This window comes from Hallerella succinigenes (assembly GCF_002797675.1).
Taxonomy (GTDB): Bacteria; Fibrobacterota; Fibrobacteria; order Fibrobacterales; family Fibrobacteraceae; genus Hallerella; species Hallerella succinigenes.
Map to the genome: position 1 here is coordinate 265159 of NZ_PGEX01000001.1, position 20483 is coordinate 285641.

The 20483-nt window shown below is 50.1% G+C and carries 23 protein-coding genes and 1 tRNA gene; 12 read left to right on the plus strand and 12 right to left on the minus strand.

The genetic code is table 11. The features are described from left to right. Positions 1 to 77: 77 nt before the first annotated feature. The 7 genes from BGX16_RS01125 to BGX16_RS01155 form a co-directional block, all read right to left on the minus strand. Complete coding sequence (locus BGX16_RS01125; RefSeq protein WP_100424410.1) at positions 78 to 269, minus strand: hypothetical protein; 192 nt, start codon at positions 267 to 269, stop codon at positions 78 to 80. Further along, entirely contained in the window at positions 256 to 621 is a 366-nt protein-coding gene (locus tag BGX16_RS01130) for a hypothetical protein (RefSeq protein ID WP_100424411.1), read from the minus strand. The genes BGX16_RS01125 and BGX16_RS01130 overlap by 14 nt, the downstream gene beginning before the upstream one ends. 398 nt (positions 622 to 1019) lie before the next feature. Further along, a complete protein-coding gene (locus BGX16_RS01135; protein WP_100424412.1) occupies positions 1020 to 1418 on the minus strand; it encodes a pyridoxamine 5'-phosphate oxidase family protein in 399 nt (132 codons plus the stop codon). 160 nt (positions 1419 to 1578) lie between these two features. Continuing rightward, on the minus strand, positions 1579 to 2637 hold the full coding sequence (locus tag BGX16_RS01140) for a hypothetical protein (protein ID WP_100424413.1): 1059 nt from the start codon (positions 2635 to 2637) through the stop codon (positions 1579 to 1581). A 147-nt stretch (positions 2638 to 2784) separates the two neighbouring features. Then, positions 2785 to 3384: a superoxide dismutase gene (locus tag BGX16_RS01145; RefSeq protein WP_100426700.1), complete on the minus strand. Its 600-nt coding sequence runs from the start codon at positions 3382 to 3384 to the stop codon at positions 2785 to 2787. Positions 3385 to 3799: 415 nt separating this feature from the next. Next, positions 3800 to 3873: transfer RNA gene (locus BGX16_RS01150), tRNA-Arg, on the minus strand. A gap of 64 nt (positions 3874 to 3937) precedes the next feature. Beyond that, positions 3938 to 4858, minus strand: coding sequence for a hypothetical protein (locus BGX16_RS01155; RefSeq protein WP_100424414.1), 921 nt, complete (start codon positions 4856 to 4858; stop codon positions 3938 to 3940). A gap of 150 nt (positions 4859 to 5008) precedes the next feature. Between BGX16_RS01155 and BGX16_RS01160 the strand changes: the two genes are divergently transcribed. The 5 genes from BGX16_RS01160 (at position 5009) to argC (ending at position 10710) form a co-directional block, all read left to right on the plus strand. Next, positions 5009 to 7258: a penicillin-binding protein 1A gene (locus BGX16_RS01160; RefSeq protein WP_241899389.1), complete on the plus strand. Its 2250-nt coding sequence runs from the start codon at positions 5009 to 5011 to the stop codon at positions 7256 to 7258. A gap of 102 nt (positions 7259 to 7360) precedes the next feature. Continuing rightward, entirely contained in the window at positions 7361 to 8458 is a 1098-nt protein-coding gene (gene rlmN / locus BGX16_RS01165) for a dual-specificity RNA methyltransferase RlmN (protein ID WP_100426701.1), read from the plus strand. After that, entirely contained in the window at positions 8436 to 9059 is a 624-nt protein-coding gene (locus tag BGX16_RS01170; protein WP_100424416.1) for a methyltransferase, read from the plus strand. The genes rlmN and BGX16_RS01170 overlap by 23 nt, the downstream gene beginning before the upstream one ends. Before the next feature lie 74 nt (positions 9060 to 9133). Further along, on the plus strand, positions 9134 to 9631 hold the full coding sequence (locus BGX16_RS01175; RefSeq protein WP_100424417.1) for a YchJ family protein: 498 nt from the start codon (positions 9134 to 9136) through the stop codon (positions 9629 to 9631). Positions 9632 to 9744: 113 nt separating this feature from the next. Next, on the plus strand, positions 9745 to 10710 hold the full coding sequence (gene argC, locus BGX16_RS01180; RefSeq protein WP_100424418.1) for an N-acetyl-gamma-glutamyl-phosphate reductase: 966 nt from the start codon (positions 9745 to 9747) through the stop codon (positions 10708 to 10710). On the opposite strand, the gene BGX16_RS01185 is transcribed toward argC, so the two are convergent. Further along, entirely contained in the window at positions 10707 to 12446 is a 1740-nt protein-coding gene (locus BGX16_RS01185; protein WP_100424419.1) for an AAA family ATPase, read from the minus strand. The two genes, argC and BGX16_RS01185, sit on opposite strands and share 4 nt — an antisense overlap. Before the next feature lie 109 nt (positions 12447 to 12555). On the opposite strand from BGX16_RS01185, the gene BGX16_RS01190 reads away from it, so the two are divergent. The 6 genes from BGX16_RS01190 (at position 12556) to BGX16_RS01215 (ending at position 16767) form a co-directional block, all read left to right on the plus strand. After that, positions 12556 to 12798: a hypothetical protein gene (locus BGX16_RS01190; protein ID WP_100424420.1), complete on the plus strand. Its 243-nt coding sequence runs from the start codon at positions 12556 to 12558 to the stop codon at positions 12796 to 12798. A gap of 40 nt (positions 12799 to 12838) precedes the next feature. Continuing rightward, positions 12839 to 13834: a GTPase ObgE gene (gene obgE, locus BGX16_RS01195; RefSeq protein ID WP_100424421.1), complete on the plus strand. Its 996-nt coding sequence runs from the start codon at positions 12839 to 12841 to the stop codon at positions 13832 to 13834. A 1-nt stretch (position 13835) separates the two neighbouring features. Then, positions 13836 to 14183 carry an HU family DNA-binding protein gene (locus tag BGX16_RS01200; protein ID WP_100424422.1) on the plus strand — a complete coding sequence of 116 codons (348 nt, stop codon included), beginning with the start codon at positions 13836 to 13838 and terminating at the stop codon, positions 14181 to 14183. Continuing rightward, positions 14176 to 14658, plus strand: a complete 483-nt coding sequence (gene smpB, locus BGX16_RS01205; RefSeq protein WP_100424423.1) for an SsrA-binding protein SmpB — start codon at positions 14176 to 14178, stop codon at positions 14656 to 14658. The genes BGX16_RS01200 and smpB overlap by 8 nt, the downstream gene beginning before the upstream one ends. Before the next feature lie 17 nt (positions 14659 to 14675). Continuing rightward, positions 14676 to 15881: an N-acetylmuramoyl-L-alanine amidase family protein gene (locus tag BGX16_RS01210; RefSeq protein WP_241899390.1), complete on the plus strand. Its 1206-nt coding sequence runs from the start codon at positions 14676 to 14678 to the stop codon at positions 15879 to 15881. A 139-nt stretch (positions 15882 to 16020) separates the two neighbouring features. Continuing rightward, on the plus strand, positions 16021 to 16767 hold the full coding sequence (locus BGX16_RS01215) for a YebC/PmpR family DNA-binding transcriptional regulator (RefSeq protein ID WP_100424425.1): 747 nt from the start codon (positions 16021 to 16023) through the stop codon (positions 16765 to 16767). 80 nt (positions 16768 to 16847) lie between these two features. Here BGX16_RS01215 and BGX16_RS01220 read toward each other — a convergent pair whose 3' ends face one another. The 3 genes from BGX16_RS01220 to BGX16_RS01230 form a co-directional block, all read right to left on the minus strand. Further along, the gene (locus tag BGX16_RS01220) at positions 16848 to 17447 is read right to left on the minus strand and encodes an inorganic diphosphatase (protein ID WP_100426702.1); all 600 of its coding nucleotides are present in this window, start codon (positions 17445 to 17447) and stop codon (positions 16848 to 16850) included. Between the two features lie 20 nt (positions 17448 to 17467). Further along, positions 17468 to 18736 carry a BamA/TamA family outer membrane protein gene (locus BGX16_RS01225; RefSeq protein ID WP_100424426.1) on the minus strand — a complete coding sequence of 423 codons (1269 nt, stop codon included), beginning with the start codon at positions 18734 to 18736 and terminating at the stop codon, positions 17468 to 17470. Between the two features lie 73 nt (positions 18737 to 18809). Continuing rightward, the gene (locus BGX16_RS01230) at positions 18810 to 19130 is read right to left on the minus strand and encodes a type B 50S ribosomal protein L31 (protein WP_100424427.1); all 321 of its coding nucleotides are present in this window, start codon (positions 19128 to 19130) and stop codon (positions 18810 to 18812) included. A gap of 87 nt (positions 19131 to 19217) precedes the next feature. Between BGX16_RS01230 and BGX16_RS01235 the strand changes: the two genes are divergently transcribed. Beyond that, positions 19218 to 19817 (plus strand): hypothetical protein, encoded by a 600-nt coding sequence (locus tag BGX16_RS01235; protein ID WP_100424428.1) that lies wholly within the window; start codon positions 19218 to 19220, stop codon positions 19815 to 19817. 72 nt (positions 19818 to 19889) lie between these two features. Here the strand turns inward: BGX16_RS01235 and hisB are convergent, their stop codons facing one another. After that, positions 19890 to 20480, minus strand: a complete 591-nt coding sequence (gene hisB / locus BGX16_RS01240) for an imidazoleglycerol-phosphate dehydratase HisB (RefSeq protein ID WP_100424429.1) — start codon at positions 20478 to 20480, stop codon at positions 19890 to 19892. Positions 20481 to 20483 lie beyond the last annotated feature (3 nt).

Genomic DNA, 20483 nt, shown 5'->3' on the forward strand with positions numbered 1-20483 from the left:
CAAACCCTTTTACATCAGGGGGAACGTTCCTTTCTCCCATTGGGGAAGCTTACAAAAATGGGTAGCTGACACAAGCGCTATGGATTCTTAAACTGCAAAATTTCTTCGGCAGTCAATTCAGAAAAATCCTTTCCAACACGCTCGGCATATTCGCCGAGTTTAAAAATATTCAACTTGCTTTTGGGCGGATTTTTGTAAGGATCTGGAGTCGCCATATACTCTTCCATAGAATCCGCCAAGATAACAGCGGGTCTTCTAATTCCATTCATAGGTATAGACCTCCAAAAGTTTTTGTGCAGCACCCTTATCAAGCATAAAATGAAATGGGTGCAGAATCCCTAAAAAAGATGCTCCAATAACTCCAATATAGTGATTCAACAACTCTTTGTTAAGGGCAAATCCGTAAACCTTCAAGGCGAGAGCATAGACCTCAACTTCTGTGGGGACATTGATCCAATTGATTCCCCACCCATCCTTTTCCTTGAACTTTCTCAGAAATGAGCGGCTTTCGATCTTGAACACTACAGTTTCTTTGATTTCGCCAGTTTTGATATCTTTGAGACAAGGAACAATTTCATCCAGCCAAATGTCAACACATCCGCCATTCAGCGTATCTTTCATCTTTCGCTCCTCCCCGCCTACAAGCTTAAAAAGGCAGGGCTTTAGGTTGTTTTACATCGCGCGTCGAAAGCAAAATTCTACACACTTGTGCACTAATGTAAATTACTAGAATCGGATTGTCAAGAGCGCCGCACTTCTTCTATCCTCCCAGTCATAATACGGATCCCCACACCCCCACATGCATACGCATGCAAACGCGAGCATCAAGCCAGCAATCAATCCTTCAATCCCAAACTTGTTCAACAGATGTTTCATACTCTGTTCTCCTTAAAATTTCTACCTACCCACGATTCTGGTTTGTTCTTTAGTGTGATTCTTATACAAGAAAACCCCGAAAGCAGGGCACAACATTCAGGGTTTTCATCGAAATTTTCCGTACTTTTTGTTCAAAATGGGAATTAGAACTTCACCGTGCGAGGCGTTTCCGCAAAGCTGTAGAACGTAGCGGTCGCATCCTTAAAGTAAAAGACCTCCGTGTTGTCATCATCCGGAGAATACATCGCCTTGAGACTCGGATAATGTTCGAGCATATCGACCTTCGCTTCGCGCCGGTCATCCGATACAAGCTTTCCCGTGATACGCAGCCATTTCGAACCGGACTTATCCAGGGCGCAAACTTCTACTTTAGCATTCGTATGAATCTGCTTGGAAACGTCCTTAGACTTCCCCGTCTGAATGTAAAGTTTGCCATCAAAAATGTTGGCTGTACCAAAGGGACGCACGCGAGGCTGATCCCCATCGACCGTAGCAACAAAATAGACACCGCATTCCTTGAGAAACTTTTCGACTTCCTGCATAAAGACTCCTTAATTTCTTCTTTCAATATATAAAACAAATAGGTAAGTTTCTCTTTTTTCACAATTCTATAAAAAGCTCGTTTCACGAATAAAACTTCATTTTGAAACAGAAAGAACGACCCGACCGGGTCGCCCTTCTGGTTTTAGGGTAAGTACATTTTTAGAAGGACATGGCAACCGATGCGCCAGCGCCAACCGAGACATCTTTATTGTCTCCTTCGTAATCGTCGCCGAGCGGAATACAGGCGCGAACGTAAGCATCAAAGCCCAAGTTTTCCGTCGCCGTGTAATAAGCCTTCGGCCCCGCCCAAATCTGAGCGAGGGAAGCATCCGAATCCAGAGCCATCGTGTGATATTCTCCCTGAATGCCTAAGGCGAATTTATCCGTAATTCCGAAGCTCGGTTCCACGTAGAAGAACATGTATTCCGGGACTTCCAGATCTGTGGCGCTTTCATCATCGATGATCGCGTAGAATGCGGTCGCCTTGAGACTCACCTTGCCAAAGTTCAGCTCCGGTTCCACGGCAAAGGCGTGCGTCATCTTCGGTTCGTCTTCCGTGAGATAATCGGACTTTAAGCCGTAAGCGAGCTGTGCGCTACCGAACGATCCGAACACAAGGTTCGCCGTAACACCCGCGCGGAGGCTGTTATGACTTTCTGTCTGATAACTTTTATAATTGAAGAATGGACGGATCGTATGTTCACCGAGCGCAAGATCATAAGCGATATGCGCATCATAGGTCGTACAGCCTTCTTCGCTGCAGTCGTCAGCATCCGTGCCAAGACCCAAGCCGACCACAAGACCGTAGGCATTCACTTCAAAGCCACGGATGCCGCGTTCCACCATGCCGATCGCGTAATCCGCAGGGTCGTCATAGTTGTAATAACGGAATGCGCCTTCCGCATAAGTGAAGTCTCCCACCTTGAACGCGACCTTCTCACTCAACAGGTACTGGACAAACGCTCCATCATACGCAAAACCCGGAGCCGTTCCATCCCCATCCGCGGAAATTGCCGCTTCCGCAGACCACTTATCCGTAAACTGGATTGCAAATAAAAGGTTAAAAGTCGAACTGTAATCGTGATACCAAGTCCCGCTTACGTTCTGAGCATTGGCTTCGAATTCCACTTCACCAGCGACAGAAAATTTCGGAGCTTCTGCAAAAAGCGGAGAAGCAGCGAGAGCCGTTGCAAGAACCATTTCGATTGTCTTTTTCATTGCATGTTTCCTTATTTGAGGGTTTACAACCTCCTTTATGCAAAAATGATGCCAATCGAAAGTCTTTGAAATCGGAATAAAAAAAGGAAACCGCTCATTTGTCTAAGACAAAAATGTGGTTTCCGATTTCAGAAATGTAAGGAACGTTTAGCCGAAACGTTTGTTCACTTCATCCCAGTTCACGATGCTCCACAAAGCCTTCAGGTAATCCGGACGGCGGTTGCGGTAGTCGATGTAATAGGCATGTTCCCAAACGTCGAACGTGAGCAGCGGAACAAGACCCTTTGTCAGCGGATTCTGGGCGTTGCCTTCCTGCGTAATGACAAGATTACCCGAAGCATCTGCCGAAAGCCATACCCAGCCCGAACCGAAAAGGCCCGCGCCTTTTGCCTGGAATTCTTCCTGGAACTTTTCAAAAGAGCCAAAGTCACGCGCGATGGCATCCGCAATTTTACCCGTGGGAACGTTATTTTCTACAGGCGCCTTGAACTGCAAGAAGTACATGGAATGGTTCAGGAACTGGCCTGCATTATTAAAGACGCCACCATCCGCAGTCTTTACAATTTCTTCCAAAGACTTGCCTTCAAATGCACTGCCGGGGAGGGCCGCATTCAAATTATTCAGGTAAGTCTGCAAGTGCTTACCGTAGTGGAATTCGATGGTTTCGGCGCTCAATGCCGGAGACAAATCAGCTGCCGCATACGGAAGTACCGGCATTTCGAATTTACCATTGATTGGTTGTGTCATAGTTACCTCATAGTGAAAGAAAGAAAAGCCATAGCCCAAAACCCCTTCAAAAATTTTGAACACATCCTATCTTGAATATAAACAAACTCAGAGGGTAAAGTCTGCGTTTTTACAGAGCTCCTACAGGAAAAACGAAATCGGGAAGACTTCCTCATTAAATTCGTCGCCAACGTTTGCATCCACAAGCCTTGCTTGTGCTGAATCCGCAGCGGCAAAATACTGGAAAAGAGTGTCCAAATCCATTTTACCGTACGATTGTTTTCTTTTTTGAGTTCCGCAATCCGAGAAATCAACGGCTTGCTGATTTCGTTTTTATATAGACAAAGACTAAAATGGTTCGGATGCGATTTCTACATTTGTACGAGAAATGCGGGAAAACAAAAAAAGCTCCAAGATTTCTCTCGGAGCTTTTTCGTGCGAGTGGCAGGACTCGAACCTGCAACCTACTGGTTCGTAGCCAGTTGCGCTATCCAGTTACGCCACATTCGCATTTGCGACGACCCAAATATAGAACTTGAAAAACATTTGTCAAGGGGTCTTCACAAGATTTTTTTCATTTTTTTATTGGATGGAGGGTCACCGAAAGCTTGTAAGCCTGGGGTCTCTGTTCCGAAGTCGTGAGTCCATCCGAGTAACGCACCTGAATATAATAGGCGAGCTTATCGGTAATTGTCGTCGTTCCGCATTCGTGAATGTCACCGATTCCCACAATCGTATCAATCGGAGCGACCTTTTTCTGGTTCTTCATGTCGTAAGTGAAGAATTCCTGGTTGTCATCCGTGCATTCTGCCGGGGCCGCGCCTATCTTGGACGGTCCAAGAACCACGAGCTGCAGCGGAATATCCGTAGAGCGGGCTTCGAGCTGGATCGAAATCGTATCGCGCTTCTGAAGGAAGATGCGGTAGGTATCCGCGTCGTCTTCACAGTTTTTGCTGTACTGGCCACCGAGAATTCCCGTGACGGTGAGCGTCTTGGTTGTCTTTGCGCCGTTGTAGAACTTGCTGCCCGTTGAATCGGTGAGAACATCGGCATCGGCCGGTTTCTTGTTCGAATAACAGGTTCCTTCTTTGTTGTATTCGTATTCGTCACTGTCGAGGAACGGATATGTGGAGAAGGTCACCGTCTGGAGCTTGCTCTTGTTGCCGTCTTCATCCTGGATGTTTGCGAACTTGAGCGTGTCGTAATCGCTGTCGACGGCAAAACGCGGAATGCTTGCGAGCGTATCCGTTGCACCGACAATATAAATTTTTTTGCCCTTCTGCTTCACCACGGTGATCGGCTGGTTCGAAGTCACGAGGGAATCATCAAAGTCCTCAATCGACTTGTCGAAAACCGCAACCAGGGTATCCATGGCGGAAACCGTGCCGAAAACGCTTTCGAGCTTGGGCGGATCGTTATCGACAGAACCGCAAGCGACAAGCCCAAGGAATGAGAGGGTCAGTGCGGAAGGAACAATTCCCTTAAAAAGGCTCATTTCATTTACTCCAAAAAAAAATTTAGTTCCCTATAAAGTTACATTTTATCCAAACTTTTCGCTAGTACCCTTTGTATATAGTGTGATAAAATGAACGTATTCCAAAAGATCGCTTCGGCGGTGGGCAAAGTATTCCCCCGCCCAGGGAAAATGGTTTTCATTTGGCTCGGGATCTTCCTTGTGCCATGCATCGCAGCGTTTGTCGCGATCTACCTATACTTCGCAAGTCTCGTTCCCACGCTCCCCTCCTTGCAGCAGCTCGAAGACATTGACCCGAAGCTCGTGACGACCGTTTACGACAAGGACAGCATTCCCGTTCACGAATTCTTTGTGGAACGCCGCGTGTGGACTCCAATCGATTCCATTCCGCAGATGCAGATGAATGCGGTGATGGCAACGGAAGACCGCGACTTTTACACACACTGGGGCATGAACATTGTCGCGATTCCGAAGGCCGTGATCCAATCCGTGACACGCGGCGACAAGATCCGTGGCGCTTCGACTTTGACCCAGCAGCTTTCAAAGCTCTTGTTCCTCACTCCGGAACGCAAACTTTCGAGAAAAATCAAAGAAGCCATGACGTCGGTCCGCATCGAGCAGACCTACACCAAGCGTGAGATTATGGAGTTCTACATGAACGAAGTTTACCTCGGCGGCGGCAACTACGGCTTCCAGGCGGCGAGTGACTTCTACTTTGGAAAGCCTCTCGACAGCATTTCGATTCCGCAGATGGCGATCCTCGCCGGCATGCTCCAACGCCCGGAAGGTTACCGTCCGGACCGCCACCCGGAGACTGCACTTGAACGCCGCAACACGGTCCTCTACGCCATGCAGAACGCCGGCTACATTTCCAAGGAAGATTACAAGCGCTACATCGAAGAACCTGTGGAAACGGTCAAGCACAAGGTCGGCAACGGTTCTGGCCTTTACTACTACGAAGAAATCCGCAAGTTCATGGAAAACAAGTACGGTCAAAAATCCCTGTACGCAGACGGCGTGAACATCTACAGCACGATCGATCCGAACATCCAGGCTTTCGCCGAAGAAGTGGAAAAAAAGCATATCGCCCGCATTCGCAAGCGCATTCAGCAGCGTGCGGTCTGGAAGCTCGGCCTAAGTTCCAAGTACAACATGCCTGCGGACTCGGTCGTCGCCCACTTCGACAGCGTTTACGCACTCTTCAAAAAGGATTATCTCGCAAAGGATACCGCCTCCGATCCGTCCAAGTGGCGCTATCCGGATTCTTCGCGTTACCACGCACCGCAAATGGCAATGATCCTTATTGAAAATGGAACGGGAGCTATCCGCGCCATGGTCGGTGGCAACAGCTTTGCCGAATCCCGTTGGAACCGTGCAGTCCAGTCTCTTCGTCAGCCGGGCTCTTCCTTTAAGCCAATCGTCTATGCGGCAGCCGTAGAAGCAGGCGCCTCTCCTTGCGACTCGATCAACGACCAGCCGGTGACGATTGAAGACGAAGGCGATCCGTCCAAGACCTGGCGACCGGCGAACTTCGAAAAGGAATTCGAAGGCATGATGACGATGCGCCGAGCCTTGTACCGTTCCATGAACCTTCCTGCAGTTCTCACCGGTATCAAGTACGGACTTTCGAACGTGGTGGACTATGCCCGCAAGTTCGGTATCAAGAAAGCGCCTTTGCAGCCCGTGCCGAGCCTCGCCCTCGGGTCGATCGGCAGTACGCTCATGGAAATGACTTCCGCTTATACGGTGTTCCCGAACGGCGGCGTGCGTATCGAGCCTTACATGATCGACTCGATCGTCGACAAGTCGGGCAACGTGATCGAACGCCACAAGAGCGAAGAAAAAACAGTCCTAAAACCGGCGAGCGCTTACATCATGGTCGACATGCTGAAGGACGTGAACATTCACGGCACCGCAGCCCGTGTCGGCGCAAGCGGATTCCGTCACCCGAGCGGCGGAAAAACCGGTACAACGAACAACTACGCAGACGCCTGGTACATCGGATTTACCCGTTATTACACGATGGGCGTCTGGGTCGGAACAGACTCCCCTGCCCCGATGGGTCCGGGCCATACCGGTTCCGAAGACCCGCTTCCAGCCTGGATCGAAGTGATGAAGGAACTCCACAAGGATCTCCCGATCCGCGGATTCTCGATGCCAGCAGGCGTCATTGCAAAAAAAGTCTGTAACCACACAGGCAAGATCGCAGGCGAATTCTGCGGAGCGACCTCGTTCTGTCTCTATTCCGCTGGTCATATTCCAGAAGAACACTGCGACGGCAACCACTTCTCGAACAAAAAGGATGCGGGAGACGCCACAATCTTCTCGAGCAAGAGCACTGCGGAAGGATCCATGACGGCGAAAACGAAAAAGGAAAAGAACGCACCGCCGCCGAAAAAGAAAACCCGCCAAATGTTCTAAACTTCAAAACGCCCGAAATTCGGGCGTTTTTCATTGGACCCATGGACTGAAGACTCTTTTTTTACTTACATTTCTAGCAAAAATTGCTATCTTTGCGTCTCGGTGACGTATAATTTTAAAGATATCAAATCCCTGACAGTGGATGAACTCAAGGAATGGCTTTCCGCGAATTGCGAAAAGACATACCGCGCTGATCAAATCGAGAACTGGCTTTTCTGCCAGCAGGTTTCGAGCTATGACCAGATGAAGAACATTCCACAGCAAACCAGGGATAAGCTTTCCAAAGCTTTCGCGATCCGCTCGCTTACAGAAGTGCAGCATCTCGTTTCTGTCGACGGAGCCGTCAAATGGCTCTTTAGAACGGCCGATGACCATTACATCGAAACAGTGCTCATTCCGACGAACGGACGTTTTTCCGTCTGTGTTTCCACTCAGATTGGCTGCGCCATGAACTGCGCGTTCTGCCGCACCGCCAAAATGGGATTCATCCGCAATCTCGAAGCGGGTGAAATTCTCGAAGAAATCATCCGCGTGAATGATTATCTGAAAGAAACCGGAGAAATCAACGCCGACGGCAAACAGGCTCAGGTGACAAACATCATCTTCATGGGTATGGGCGAACCGCTCAACAACCTGGAAAATGTCCATCGCACCTGTTGCACCTTGCACAACCAAAAGCTCTTCAACTTGGGCCGTAAAAAGATGACCGTGAGCACAAGCGGAGTCGTCCCCAAAATCAAGGAGCTCGTGGACCGCAACACGCCATGCTGCCTCGCCGTGAGCCTCAACAGCACAAACAACGAAGCCCGCGGATCCGTGATGCCGGTGAACAAGATTTGGCCAATCGAAAAGCTTCTCGAAGCGACCGACGAGTATTCGCGTCGTACCGATAACTACGTCACCTTCGAATTTGTTTTGATGAAAGACGTTACCTGCACTCCTGCCGCAGCCAAGGAACTGATCCGTATCTGCGCGCCGCGTCGTGTCAAGGTGAACGCAATCGTTTTGAACGCCATGGACGATCCGAACTTGGAAGCCCCGACACAGGAAGACGTCGACAGCTTTCTCGAAAAGGTGCGTGCAGCCAACATCCAGATCACCATTCGCAATCCGCGCGGTCGCGACATTTTCGCCGCATGCGGACAGCTCGCTTATAAAAAACAACAGAAGGTAGCCAATGCTGACACAGAATCTGCCTGAGTTCTGGGAAAATCTCTACACGGAACACAAGGATTACTGGAATTTGAAGAAAGCCACTCCGGCTCTTCTCGACTTCTTCAAGAACCCCGTCTGTCCCCAAACGGGAAGCGTGCTCGTCCCGGGCGCAGGCTTCGGCTATGATGCAGAAGCTTGGGCAGAACGCGGACACGAAGTGCTCGCCGTTGACTTTGCACCGACAGCTGTCGATGAACTCGACCGTCTTTCCCGCAAGCACGAAAACTTCAAGTCCCTCGACTTGGACCTTTTCGAACTGAACCCGAAGGATCCGAAGAAGGGCGGACAGCAGTTTGACATCATCTATGACTACTGCACGTTCACGGCAATCCATCCGGGTCGTCGCGACGAATGCTTTGAAGTCTGGCAGAAGATGCTCAAGGATGACGGCATCGTCATCGCGTTCTTCTACCCGTTCTTGAACGGCAACTCCCTCCAGGGTCCTCCGCATCCGACTTCCGAAGGCGAACTCATGGCTCGTCTCGACGGCATTTTCGACATTGCCGAACGCATGCCGGTGAAGGACAGCATTCCGACCCGTAAAGGCAAGGAAGAGATCTGGATCCTGAAAAAGGTCGAAGAATAATAAATATATTTTGAAGGTCATCCTTTCACGGGGATGGCCTATCGTGTTTTAAAACGAACCAAGGAATTTTGACTATGGCAGAAGAAAATCTTTGCCCGTGCGGCTCCGGCAAAACCTACACCGAATGCTGCGAACCGATCATTAAGGGTTTGACCCTCGCTCCGACTCCGGAAGCCCTGATGCGCTCCCGTTACACCGCTTACGCCAAGCACGAAGTGAAGTGGCTCAAGGACTCTCTCGAACCATCCCAGCAGGCCGACTACGATGAAAAGAGCGTCGAAGAATGGAGCAACCGTTCCGAATGGCTTGGCATCAAGATTCTCCAAACGAAGACCGAAGAAGAAAAGAACATCGGTTGGGTCGAATTCGTCTGCAAGTTCAAGCAGGGCAACATCGCCCGTGAGCACCACGAACTTTCTGAATTCCACCGCGTGAAGGGCGCATGGCTCTTCTACGACGGTCGCGCAGTGAAGCCGCAGACCATCCACAAGGAAGCGGAAGTCGGTCGAAACGATCCGTGTCCGTGCGGTTCGGGCAAAAAGTACAAGAAGTGCTGCGGCGCTAACAAGTAATTTGCGACTTCGTCGCAGTTGGCTGAGCTTAGTGGGTAGAACTTAGTTGTTAACATAATCTAAGTTCTGATCTCTAAGCTCTAAGTTCTACACTCAACCCTTACCTATTCAATATGTTCAAAGTTTTCGTAGATGGTGAAGCCGGGACCACTGGCCTTCAAATCAACGAACGTCTCGCCAACCGCGACGACGTGGAACTTTTGCACATCGATCCTGAACTCCGCAAAGATGCGAAAGAGCGCCAGCGTTTAATCAACGAATCCGACGTTACATTCCTCTGCTTGCCGGATGCCGCTTCGAAGGAAAGTGCAGAACTCTGCACCAATCCGAAGACGAAGATCATTGATGCGTCTACCGCCCACCGTACCAATCCAGCTTGGGCTTACGGACTTTCGGAACTCTCCCCGGAATTTCGCAAAGCCGTTGAAACGAATACCCGCATTGCAAATCCGGGTTGCCACGCTTCCGGATTCATTCTCGGAGTCTATCCGCTGATCGCGGCTGGACTTTTGAAAAAGAATGCGGACCTAGCCACATACAGCCTTACCGGCTACTCGGGCGGCGGAAAAAAAATGATCGCGGACTACGAAGCGGAAGGTGCCCAGATTTCGCATCCGGGAGAATCCCCTCGCCTGTTTGCACCGCGCCCTTATGCGCTCGGACATCATCACAAACATCTTCCTGAAATGATGCAGGTATGCGGACTTGAAAAAGCCCCAATCTTCAATCCGGTCGTCGGTCCATATTATAAAGGCATGGCCGTTTCCACAGCTCTTTTCCAGAGCTCTCTCACCAAGAGCGCTTCGGCAAAAGACGTTCAGGAAATTTTAGCGGCTCATTACGCAAACACCCGCTTTGTCAAAGTTCTCCCGTTTGAAGAAGAACCGACACTGGATGCAGGTTCTCTTAACCCGACGGAATGCAATGGAACGAACGAAGCTCACGTTTACGTGTTCGGCAAGGATTCTTCCATCCAAGTCTCCGTCATTCTCGACAATCTGGGCAAGGGTGCGAGCGGCGCCGCGATTCAGAACATGAACATCGCGCTCGGACTTGACGAAGGAATCGGCCTGGTTTAAGCCAAGCCCTTTAAATAATCTTCCACATTCAGATAATTAATGTTACCGAGCGCTCCCGCGGGGCCTCGGTATATTATGTTTTTGCTCAAAATTTTCCCATAGCGGAATTCCGTATCGGCGCATTTTTTTACGTCCAGCAAGTGACGGCACTGTTCCCTGGCGGCCCGGTCGCTGTGCTTGATCTCGTAGATTTCACAGCAGGCGTTTTTCAGGTCAAACACCACCATATCAAATTCGCCAACAGCAAACTGCAACTGAAAAACTTGTTTGTCCGGTCTAGCCATCTTGGTTTCAAGCAATACAATTTCTTCCATCATGCGACCGCGAATCTCGTCGAGAATTCGCTTTTCGATGGACATGCGCTCGGCTATCGGAATATTCCTGAACGTTTCGTCAAGCAACAAGCTCTGGATAAGCGCCGACGCCTGGGCGTAACGAAGCCCCGGCTGCGAAAGAACTGTACGCGAAACACGCGCATTCAGGTTCGACATGTTTACCACATCGATGTCGCACGTAAGGTCCAACAAGTCCAAATATTCTTTAATCTCCGCACGGTGAGCCTCGCCTATTCCGACAGACAGTTCCGCCTTATCACGTATCTGCAAAATGTGCTTTAGTCTCTTCGTTACCGCACCTATATCAACCCTATCCAAGATATCCGTAGGCTTGAACCTGTCGCGACGCAGATTCTGTGCAGAACGTCTCAAGTCGCCTGACTTAAATTTTCTCGTCAACACCTCTATCGTAAAGCGGTGATTCACGTCCTCCACGATGCGGTTAATCGCATTCGTCAGTTCCCCTGCATCATAGAGTTCCTGCAACGAGCGAAAATGCCCCTCATGCTGATAGCACTTCAAGGAATGCTGAATATTGCGGGCAATGGCGGAATCCACATAATCGTCCGCGCTCTCTTTCGTCGCAAAAGTAAACTTGTCCATATTGTAGTTCGCACCCCCCATGCTCATGGTACCGCCGAACTCAATGAACTTGTCTATCCCCACTACACCAAGGACATTTTCAAATTCACGATATGGGATAAAGGTCGTATGCAGCAAAATGCAGCGGTCATAAAGCTGTTCGTCTTCCGAAAAGACAAACCCTAGGGAATCCGTCCCCGAAAGGACTATCTTCATGCCACCTGCCGCAAACACATCGGAGAACAGCGCTGCTCCCTCGATAAAATCGCTGAGCATAGTCACTTCGTCAATAAACACGTAGCGGTAACCGAGCGATTCCAGCAACTTGAGATCGTGATTGACATCGGCAAGGGAGTGGCGGGAGCTCAGCTGGACAAACGCCGTTTTTGCAAGCATCTCGGCGGGCATCTCGCCCATAAGCTGGCGAACAAGCGTCGTCTTGCCCGTACGGCGAAGCCCATACAGAATCAGAACGCGGTCATTGTTTTCGCTATAGATATAGTCGTGGAGGGCAGCAAAACACTCGCGTTTTTTCCACTTCATTACAGAGGCGAAAAAGCGGGGCAACTGCGCACCGATTTTCACATCGGTCTTGAAATTCGGAGTGGCAGAATAAGCCGCAACGGGTTCAGCCACCATGCCCTGCAATACACCACGCAGCGATTCTTTTTGTGCACGCTCCGCCGCAATTTTCGCGGCAAGTTCCGCAAATTCCTCGTCTTTCACACGACGGCTACGCTGCTTGCCGTTTTCTGTCCACTGGTAGTAAGCATAACGCTTGCCGTGGATTGTCTTGTAGGTGATTCCGCCGATACTCATAACGTCCCTTTTTAACTTAAATTTAACTTATTAAGTTAAAAAAGTCAATAGGGCGAAAGAAAATGCGACAGCCATCCCTACGCAAGAATCTTTTTCGATATTTCCGGCGATGAACAGCGGGGCAACGACCTCTCCGAATGGGGCAGCGTATGCATCACCTACACCGCGAACAGAACTCGTGACCGCAAACATCAAGTGGAGCGACTTTGTCCAGGAAGGCTTCAGGCTCCGCGTCGAACGCGACAGCGTCGTGAAAAACATCAGCCGCGTGGAAGTCAGTTTCGAGAAACCAGGCACGAATATTTCGGCAAAGACTCATTCCATCCGCAAGTACGGGACCTGCAACAAGTAGAAATGGGATTTCCCGATAACAATTTTTCTACATTTGTTGCATGTTCCTAGACGAAAAAACGATTGAAGTTCGCTCCGGCAAGGGCGGTAACGGTCTTAGCAGTTTCCGCCGTGAAAAGTTTGTACCGCTTGGAGGCCCGGACGGTGGCGACGGTGGTCGCGGCGGCAGTGTCATCTTGCGTGCGAACGAACAGTATTCCACGCTTTTGGACATGGGCAACGCTCATATTTACAAGGCTGACAACGGTCAGGACGGCGGAGCCGCCCGTTGCACCGGTCGTTCTGCCAAGGATTTGATTGTCGACGTTCCCTGTGGCACGCTCGTCAAAGATTCCGAAGGTCACATTCTTGCGGACCTGACGGAACCGAACCAGCGCTGGGTGGCAGCCAAGGGCGGACGCGGCGGACTCGGCAACGTTCACTTTGTAACGCCCACCATGCAGGGGCCAGAAAAGGCAACGCAGGGTCAGCGCGGTGAACGTCGTGAACTTTACCTGGAACTGAAGCTCGTTGCAGACGTGGGCCTTGTGGGGTTCCCGAATGCAGGCAAGTCTTCCCTCGTAAACAAGATTTCGAGCGGCAAGCCTAAAGTCGGCGACTACCCGTTCACCACTCTCGAACCGGTGCTCGGTATCGTGACGGAATCGGCACGTTCCTTTGTCGTTGCAGACATTCCGGGTTTGATCGAAGGCGCAAGCGAAGGCAAGGGCCTCGGTCATGAATTCTTGAAACACATCGAACGCACCTACGCTCTTCTTTTCGTCATCGACGCTTTTGACGATAACGCCTGGAAGAACTTCCAGACCCTTCGCAAGGAACTCAAACAATTCCACCCGAAGCTTGTGGAAAAGCCGTTCATCGTGGCTCTCAACAAGGCCGACTTGGGAATTGAAAAAGCCGAAAAAGCGTTCAAGGCCAAGAAACAGGAATACATTGCAACGTCTGCGATAACGGGAATCGGCCTGAAGGAACTGAAGAAGGCCCTCGGCAAACTCGTACCGGACAAGCGCAAAAAGAATACAGGTTGGGGAAAGTAAAATGGGCGCATCCAAAAACATCACCAAAAAAGATCTCGTGGAAGAAATCGCATCGCGCGCCGGAATGACCCAGGTCGACACGAAAATCATTGTGGAAAATTTTTTGGATGCGATTTCCAACGCCCTGATTGAAGGCAAGAACATCGAAATCCGCGGATTCGGACGCTTTAAGCTCCGCATGCGCGGTGCTCGCACCGCCCGCAATCCTCGCACCGGGGAAAAGGTGAGTATCGACGCCCAAATTCGTCCGGTATTCGAAGCGAGCCGCGAACTCAGCAAAATTTTTGACGAGAAATCCGCCGATGCGGAATTCATCGGAAACATCGAAGGCGAAGAAGACAATGGCTGATAAAAAAGAAGTCGCAAAAACGCCGACGATCACAAACCGAAAGGCTCAACATCTTTACTTTATCGAAGATCGTTTTGAAGTCGGCGTCATGCTCGTCGGCTCTGAAATCAAATCGATTCGAGCTGGTAAATGCAGCTTTAACGAAGCCTGGGTCGAAGTCTCCAAAGACAAGAACGAACTTTGGCTTGTGGGCGCCCACATCGACGAATATTTTTTCGCCAAACGCTTTGGGCACGAACCGCAGCGCAAGCGCAAGTTGCTCGCCCACGTTTCTGAAATCCAGAAGATGCGCAAAGCAACTGAACTCAAGGGTCTCACCCTGATTCCGTTGAAGTTGTATTTTAAAAAGCGTTACGCAAAGATCGAAGTAGGCTTATGTCGAGGCAAGGACCAAAGAGACAAACGACAAGATATTATCGCTCGGGACGAGAAACTCGCCATAGCGCGCATCGTCAAAGCGAGCGGTCGACGCTGATTTTTATAACGCTGCTTTTGTGGCTAGGCCTCTTCACGGAAGCGGTCGCAAGCGTTCCTATCTCAAAAATCGACGGGACCTGGATGGTGAACTTGGATTCGCTTTCCAAGGAAGAAGGTCTCAAAACCCATTTGCAACCGGTAGAACGTCATTTTAAGACCGAAGGCAAAGAGCTTTCCTGTTCCTTCGTTCTCGGATTCCCGTACATTTTTGCCAACGGGAATGCAGTCAAGCTTTCGACGCCCACCGTCTTCGAAAACGATGTCGTCTGGACGCCTCTCGAAGAAACGGTTGAAATTTTTGGCAAGGCATTTTCCAAAAAATACACGGTCGATACCACGGCAAAGCTTTTGAAAACGGATTCCCCTCTGGCCGTTTCTTCTTCCGCGAAAAAGCCGTCATCCTCTTCGGTTGCAAAGTCCTCATCCTCTGTCGCGAAATCTTCGTCGTCCGTCGCAGAAAAGGCGGCGCCTCTCGTGCGCAAGAATGCGCCTGCGGGATCTCGTGAAGTCAGGAACATTGTGATCGATCCGGGCCACGGTGGAAAAGACCCAGGTGCCATCGGTTTGATTTCTAACGAAAAAGACATCGTGCTTGCGGTTTCCAAGCTTCTTGAAAAAGAACTTGTCGCCATGGGCTTTCATGTGAAGCTCACCCGCAGTACAGACAAATTCATTCAACTTTCCGAACGTCCGCAGATTGCAAACAAGTGGAACGGCGATCTCTTTATCAGCCTCCACTGCAACGCCATCGACGGCAACAAAGCTCGCAAAAAGAAGACGAAAGGATTCCGCATTTACGTACTGCGCGATCCGGAAAGCGAAGAAGACCGAGCCATTGCCCGCCGTGAAAACAAGGTGGCCAAGACCTACGGCGACAAGAATTCCAAGGAAGAACTTTCCCCCCTCGACTGGCTCAAGATTCAAGCCCGTCTGGAACAGTACAAACAGGCGAGTTACACCTTTACCGAAAAGGTGATCAAAGCCTATGAAGGCGGAAAGATTTCCAAAATGGGATCCGGTGCTGGCGGTGCGGGATTCATGGTGCTTGTCGGTGCATTCATGCCGGCGACACTCGTGGAACTCGGCTTCATTAGCAATCCCGAAGAAGAACTATACATGAATTCGGAAAAAGGTCAAAAGGATATGGCAAAGCGTATCGCCAAAAGCGTACAGGAATACAAAAAGGCTCTTGACGAATATCTGAAAACGCTTTCTCACTAAAAAAGAAATTCTTTTTACAAAAATGTCGTTTCCAAAAATCTAAACAACGCATTTTCGTTATCTTTTTTAAAATTTTGTATGTAAACATCCATGTAAGATTCTATCTTTGAAAAACAAAATTTGAACACCCGAGGTATATATGTCCGGACACTCTAAATGGGCAACCACGAAACGCAAAAAAGCAAAGACTGACGTCGCCCGCGCAAAAGCCTGGAACAAATTCATTAAGGAAATCTCCATCGCAGCCAAGCTCGGTGGTGGCAACCCGGATTCCAACCCGCGTCTCCGCGCAGCCATCCTCAAGGCCAAGAGCCAGAGCCTTCCTGCCAAGAACATCGAATCCGCTATCGCAAAGGGTACTGGTGAAGGTAAAGATGTCATCATGGAAGAACCGATCTATGAAGGTCGCGGTCCGGGTGGCGTTGCCATTTTCGTGAAGTGCATGACGGACAACAAGACCCGTACGGTCTCCAACATCCGCAATATCTTCAACAAGAACGGCGGTAGTCTCGGCGAATCCGGTTCTGTTGCCTGGGCATTTACGCACAAGGGCGTGATTGATGTCGATGCCACGAAGTATGCTGAAGACCAGGTCATGGACGTGGCTCTCGAAGCAGGTGCTGACGACATGGCCACAGAAGATGACGTTCACGAAATTTCGACGTCCCCGGAAGCATTCGACGCTGTGACCAAGGCTCTCGAAGCGGCGGGTATCGAAATGCTCAACGCTGAAATTTCTTACGTCCCGAACGATCCGGTCAAGCTCGACCACGGCGATGCCCAGAAGCTCCTCAAGCTTCTCGACAAGTTCGAAGATGATGACGACGTCCAGGACGTTTATCACAACGCTGAAATCAGCGATGAAGACATGGACGCAGCAGAATAATTCGCATCGGTTTTCAAAAGAAAAGGCTCCGCATTTGCGGGGCCTTTCTTTTTTAGAATTCTTTTGTCTCCTGCCAAAAATCAAATCATCATCAGGTCGGTATTCGGATTGTATTCGGAGTTCGCTTCCGGTTCCTGGTAGCAATGTTCCGGAGCCTGGATCTGGGTCGCAAAAAAGTTCTTGTGCGCTTCCACGATCTTTTCGCGAGCCACTTCGGCGGAGAGCCAATCGCCGATTTCCACGGCCTTGCCTTCGAGTTCCTTGTAATACTGGAAGAAGTTACGGGTAATCTTCAGGAACATCGGGTCCACGTCATGCAAATCGCGGATAGGATGCGGAATGTACAGAGGCACGCCAAGCACCTTGTAATCCTTTTTGCCGCCATCGGTCATGTCCAAGACACCCACGGCGCGGCAAGAGACGACGGTACCCGTCGCAAGAGGCGCAGAGCAGTAAACAAGCATATCCAAGGCGTCACCGTCATCGGCACGGGTACTCGGAATGAGGCCGTAGCTGCACGGATAACTCATGGAAGAAAGCAGGCAACGGTCCAAACGGAAGACGTGGAAACGTTCATCATATTCGTACTTGACGTTCGTATCCTTTGGAATTTCAACAACACAATCCACTTCGTATGGATATTTCGGCCCAATCGGGAGTTCTAAGTAATTAATTGGCATAAGGTAAATATAACTTACAATTAACGAGAACGCCATCTTAAAGAAGTGTTTTTGTCATAAAGACCCACGGCAACCTTGATTTCTCCGCCGTCAGGACTGTAACCTGCTTCGATACGGATTCGGTCGAGAGCCGGGATAATAAAATGAATGCCGCCGTAAACGCTCTGGCGGTAATCGCCCCAGTCGGGAGTTTGCGTATTCCAAAGGAACGAGCCTTCGACACCGGCGACGAGCTGCACCCCCCAAAAGAGATTTGCCCCCATGATGCTGAACGGATGGCGTTCAAGCAAAACAAAACGTTCTTCCACGTTCCAGATTGCTTCGTGGCGACCGTGAATACTTGAGTCCGGATCAAAGCCGCGGAGCGTATTTGCACCGCCCTGGTGCAAACGGTCAAAGAACATCTGAGTTCCCGGACGGTAGCGCAAAAGCGAAGATACGCCCGTAATGAAGCGTCCCATCGGATAATACAGGCGGTTATCCCACAGGAATTCAATATAATCCTCTACGTCCGCATAAAAGGCGCCATAGCGCGTCACACGGAATTCTTCATAAGCACCGAGATGCGGGTCCACCTTGGAATCTCGCGCGTCTAGGAGTACGCCTACGCCCAAATCCGGAACGGCGCCGTACTTTTGCACGTAACGGTAAGAAGCCGCCCAAAGGAACGAAAAATCCTTCCAGAGCCTTGCGCCGATTTCTAGGTGCGAATACCAGGAGCGGTCATCAAAGTTCCTTAAATCGTCCCAGGAATCCGTGCGCAGGAATTCAAAGTTCCAGGACAGCGGAAGCCCCAAAAGCCACGGAGAGCTCGCGTAGATGGCAAATTCCTTGGAATCGAAAAGCGGGCTCACCGACGTGCGATACTGAGCTTCCACTCGGATATCTTCCCCTGCCACATTCAAATGCGAAAGGGCAAGGCCCAGCATCCAGCCGTCCTGATCGGTCTTTTTACCGGCGGGCGACGGAATCCAGTGCAAGAGTTCCGTGAAGCGGTATTCAAGTTCAACGCCTTCCGCGGATTCCGTACAAACTAATGAAATATCCGAAAAGAGATCGAGGCTTTCCAGATTCAATTTTTCGATGCGAAAATTTTCGGAGGAAAAAGGCTTTCCCGATGCATTCAAAAGTTCCCGTTCCACCACGTGAGGTTGGGTGTCGTCGAGACCCGAAAATCGAATGCTTTGCACAGGCTTTCCTTCCGTGCAGGTTCCCGCCAGAGACTCGCCCGCAAACGCGACGGCCCCAATGCCCAGGAGGAATGTCAACGAGGAAAGGATTCGCTTCATGGGTTCAAAAGTAGCTACAAAAAAAGCTCCCCAAATCCGGGAAGCTTTTTTGAAAAGTTTTTAAGAAGTAGGATTACTTTTCTTCCGCTTCTTCGCTCTTCTTGGCGGCAACGCGACGCGTCTTACGCTTTGCACCAGCAATGTTCAACTTACCATCACCAGCGAAACGCTTGTTGAACTGATCAATACGACCAGCGGTATCCACGCGGTGTTGCTTGCCAGTCCAGAACGGATGAGTGTCGCTCGTGATTTCCAAAGTAACCACGCCATATTCGACACCATCGATCACTTTCTTTTCGGCAGACGACTTCGTGGAGCGGGTGATGAACTCTTTACCCGTATTCGCATCAACGAACACGACCGGATTGTAATCGGGATGAATACCATTTTTCATTTTGTTAATCCTACTTATAAACGTTAGGTGAACCAAATTTAGATGAATTTTTACATTTTGGCAATTCGCAAATAGTATTTTTGTACCATGAAACCGAAAAAATGTGTTGCTCTCTTCTCGATTTGCTCGGTCGCAGGCCTTATGATTGCCTGTGGACAGAACGAAAGCACCGAAGGACGTTTGCAGGTCAACAAAAAATATGTTTTGGAATCCTGGCCGGATAGCGCCTACATCGCCGATTTGGATTCCATTCTAAAAGCCGAACCTTTGAAACCGGGCGCCGATAGCGAACGCACGGAACTCACCATTTACTCGGGGAACATTCCAACGATTCACCTTCCGGGCCAAAAGAAGGCTTCAAAGCAAGCAACCGCATCTGCGGAAAAGCGAACCGTTGCAGCCAGTCCAGCGAACACGGCCAAGCCGGCGAAGGCCGCGGAGCGCTTTGCGGACAACTTCATGAACGCGCTCGGAGCTTTGCAGTCCGACCCGACGAACACTTCCAAGTACAAGACCGTTTCTGCGAAGGACGGCGAAAACCTTTTCGCCCTGCTTTCCCGTGCCTATGGTCAGGATGCGACGAAGCTTCCCCGCTTCTACACGCTTTCTACCTTGCAGTCGGTGAATCCCGGAGTCAAGCTCGAACATTTAAATGCGGGCGATCAGGTGCGTATTCCAAATCTTTAAGCTTTTGAATTTCTAAGCAAAAAGTCCGGGCTAACGCTCGGACTTTTTGTTTTAACATTTTAAGGATAAGACTTAAAGCGTGCCTTTGGAGCTCGGCACTCCCTTCACATTGCGCGAGGGCGCAACAGCCATCGCGACAGCACGTGCGAAGGCTTTGAAGATAGCTTCGAGGCAGTGGTGATTGTCTGCGCCATAGAAGAGTTCCACGTGCAAATTCATGCGGGCATTTTCGCAGAGCGACTTGAAGAAATGTTCAAAGAGGCTCACCGGCATATTCTCTGCGCCGACCGTCGAATTCGGAAGTTTTGCATTCCAGACAAAGCCGATACGATTCGAGAAGTCAAGGCAAACACGAGCCAGCGCTTCATCCATCGGAACAAAATAGAAGCCGTAGCGTTCAATGCCCTTCTTGTCGCCGAGGCACTTGATAAAAGCTTCGCCGAGGCAGATCGCAATGTCTTCGATCGAATGGTGCATGTCCACGTAAGTGTCGCCATGGCTTTCCACGTTCAGCGTAAAACCACCGTGCACCTGGAAAAGGTCGAGCATGTGATTAAGGAAGCCCGAGCCTGTATCGATTTTACCGCGAGAGACCTCATCCAAATTGAGCGAAAGCTTGATCTGGGTTTCGCTCGTGTTGCGGATAATCTGCGCTTCTCTCATCGC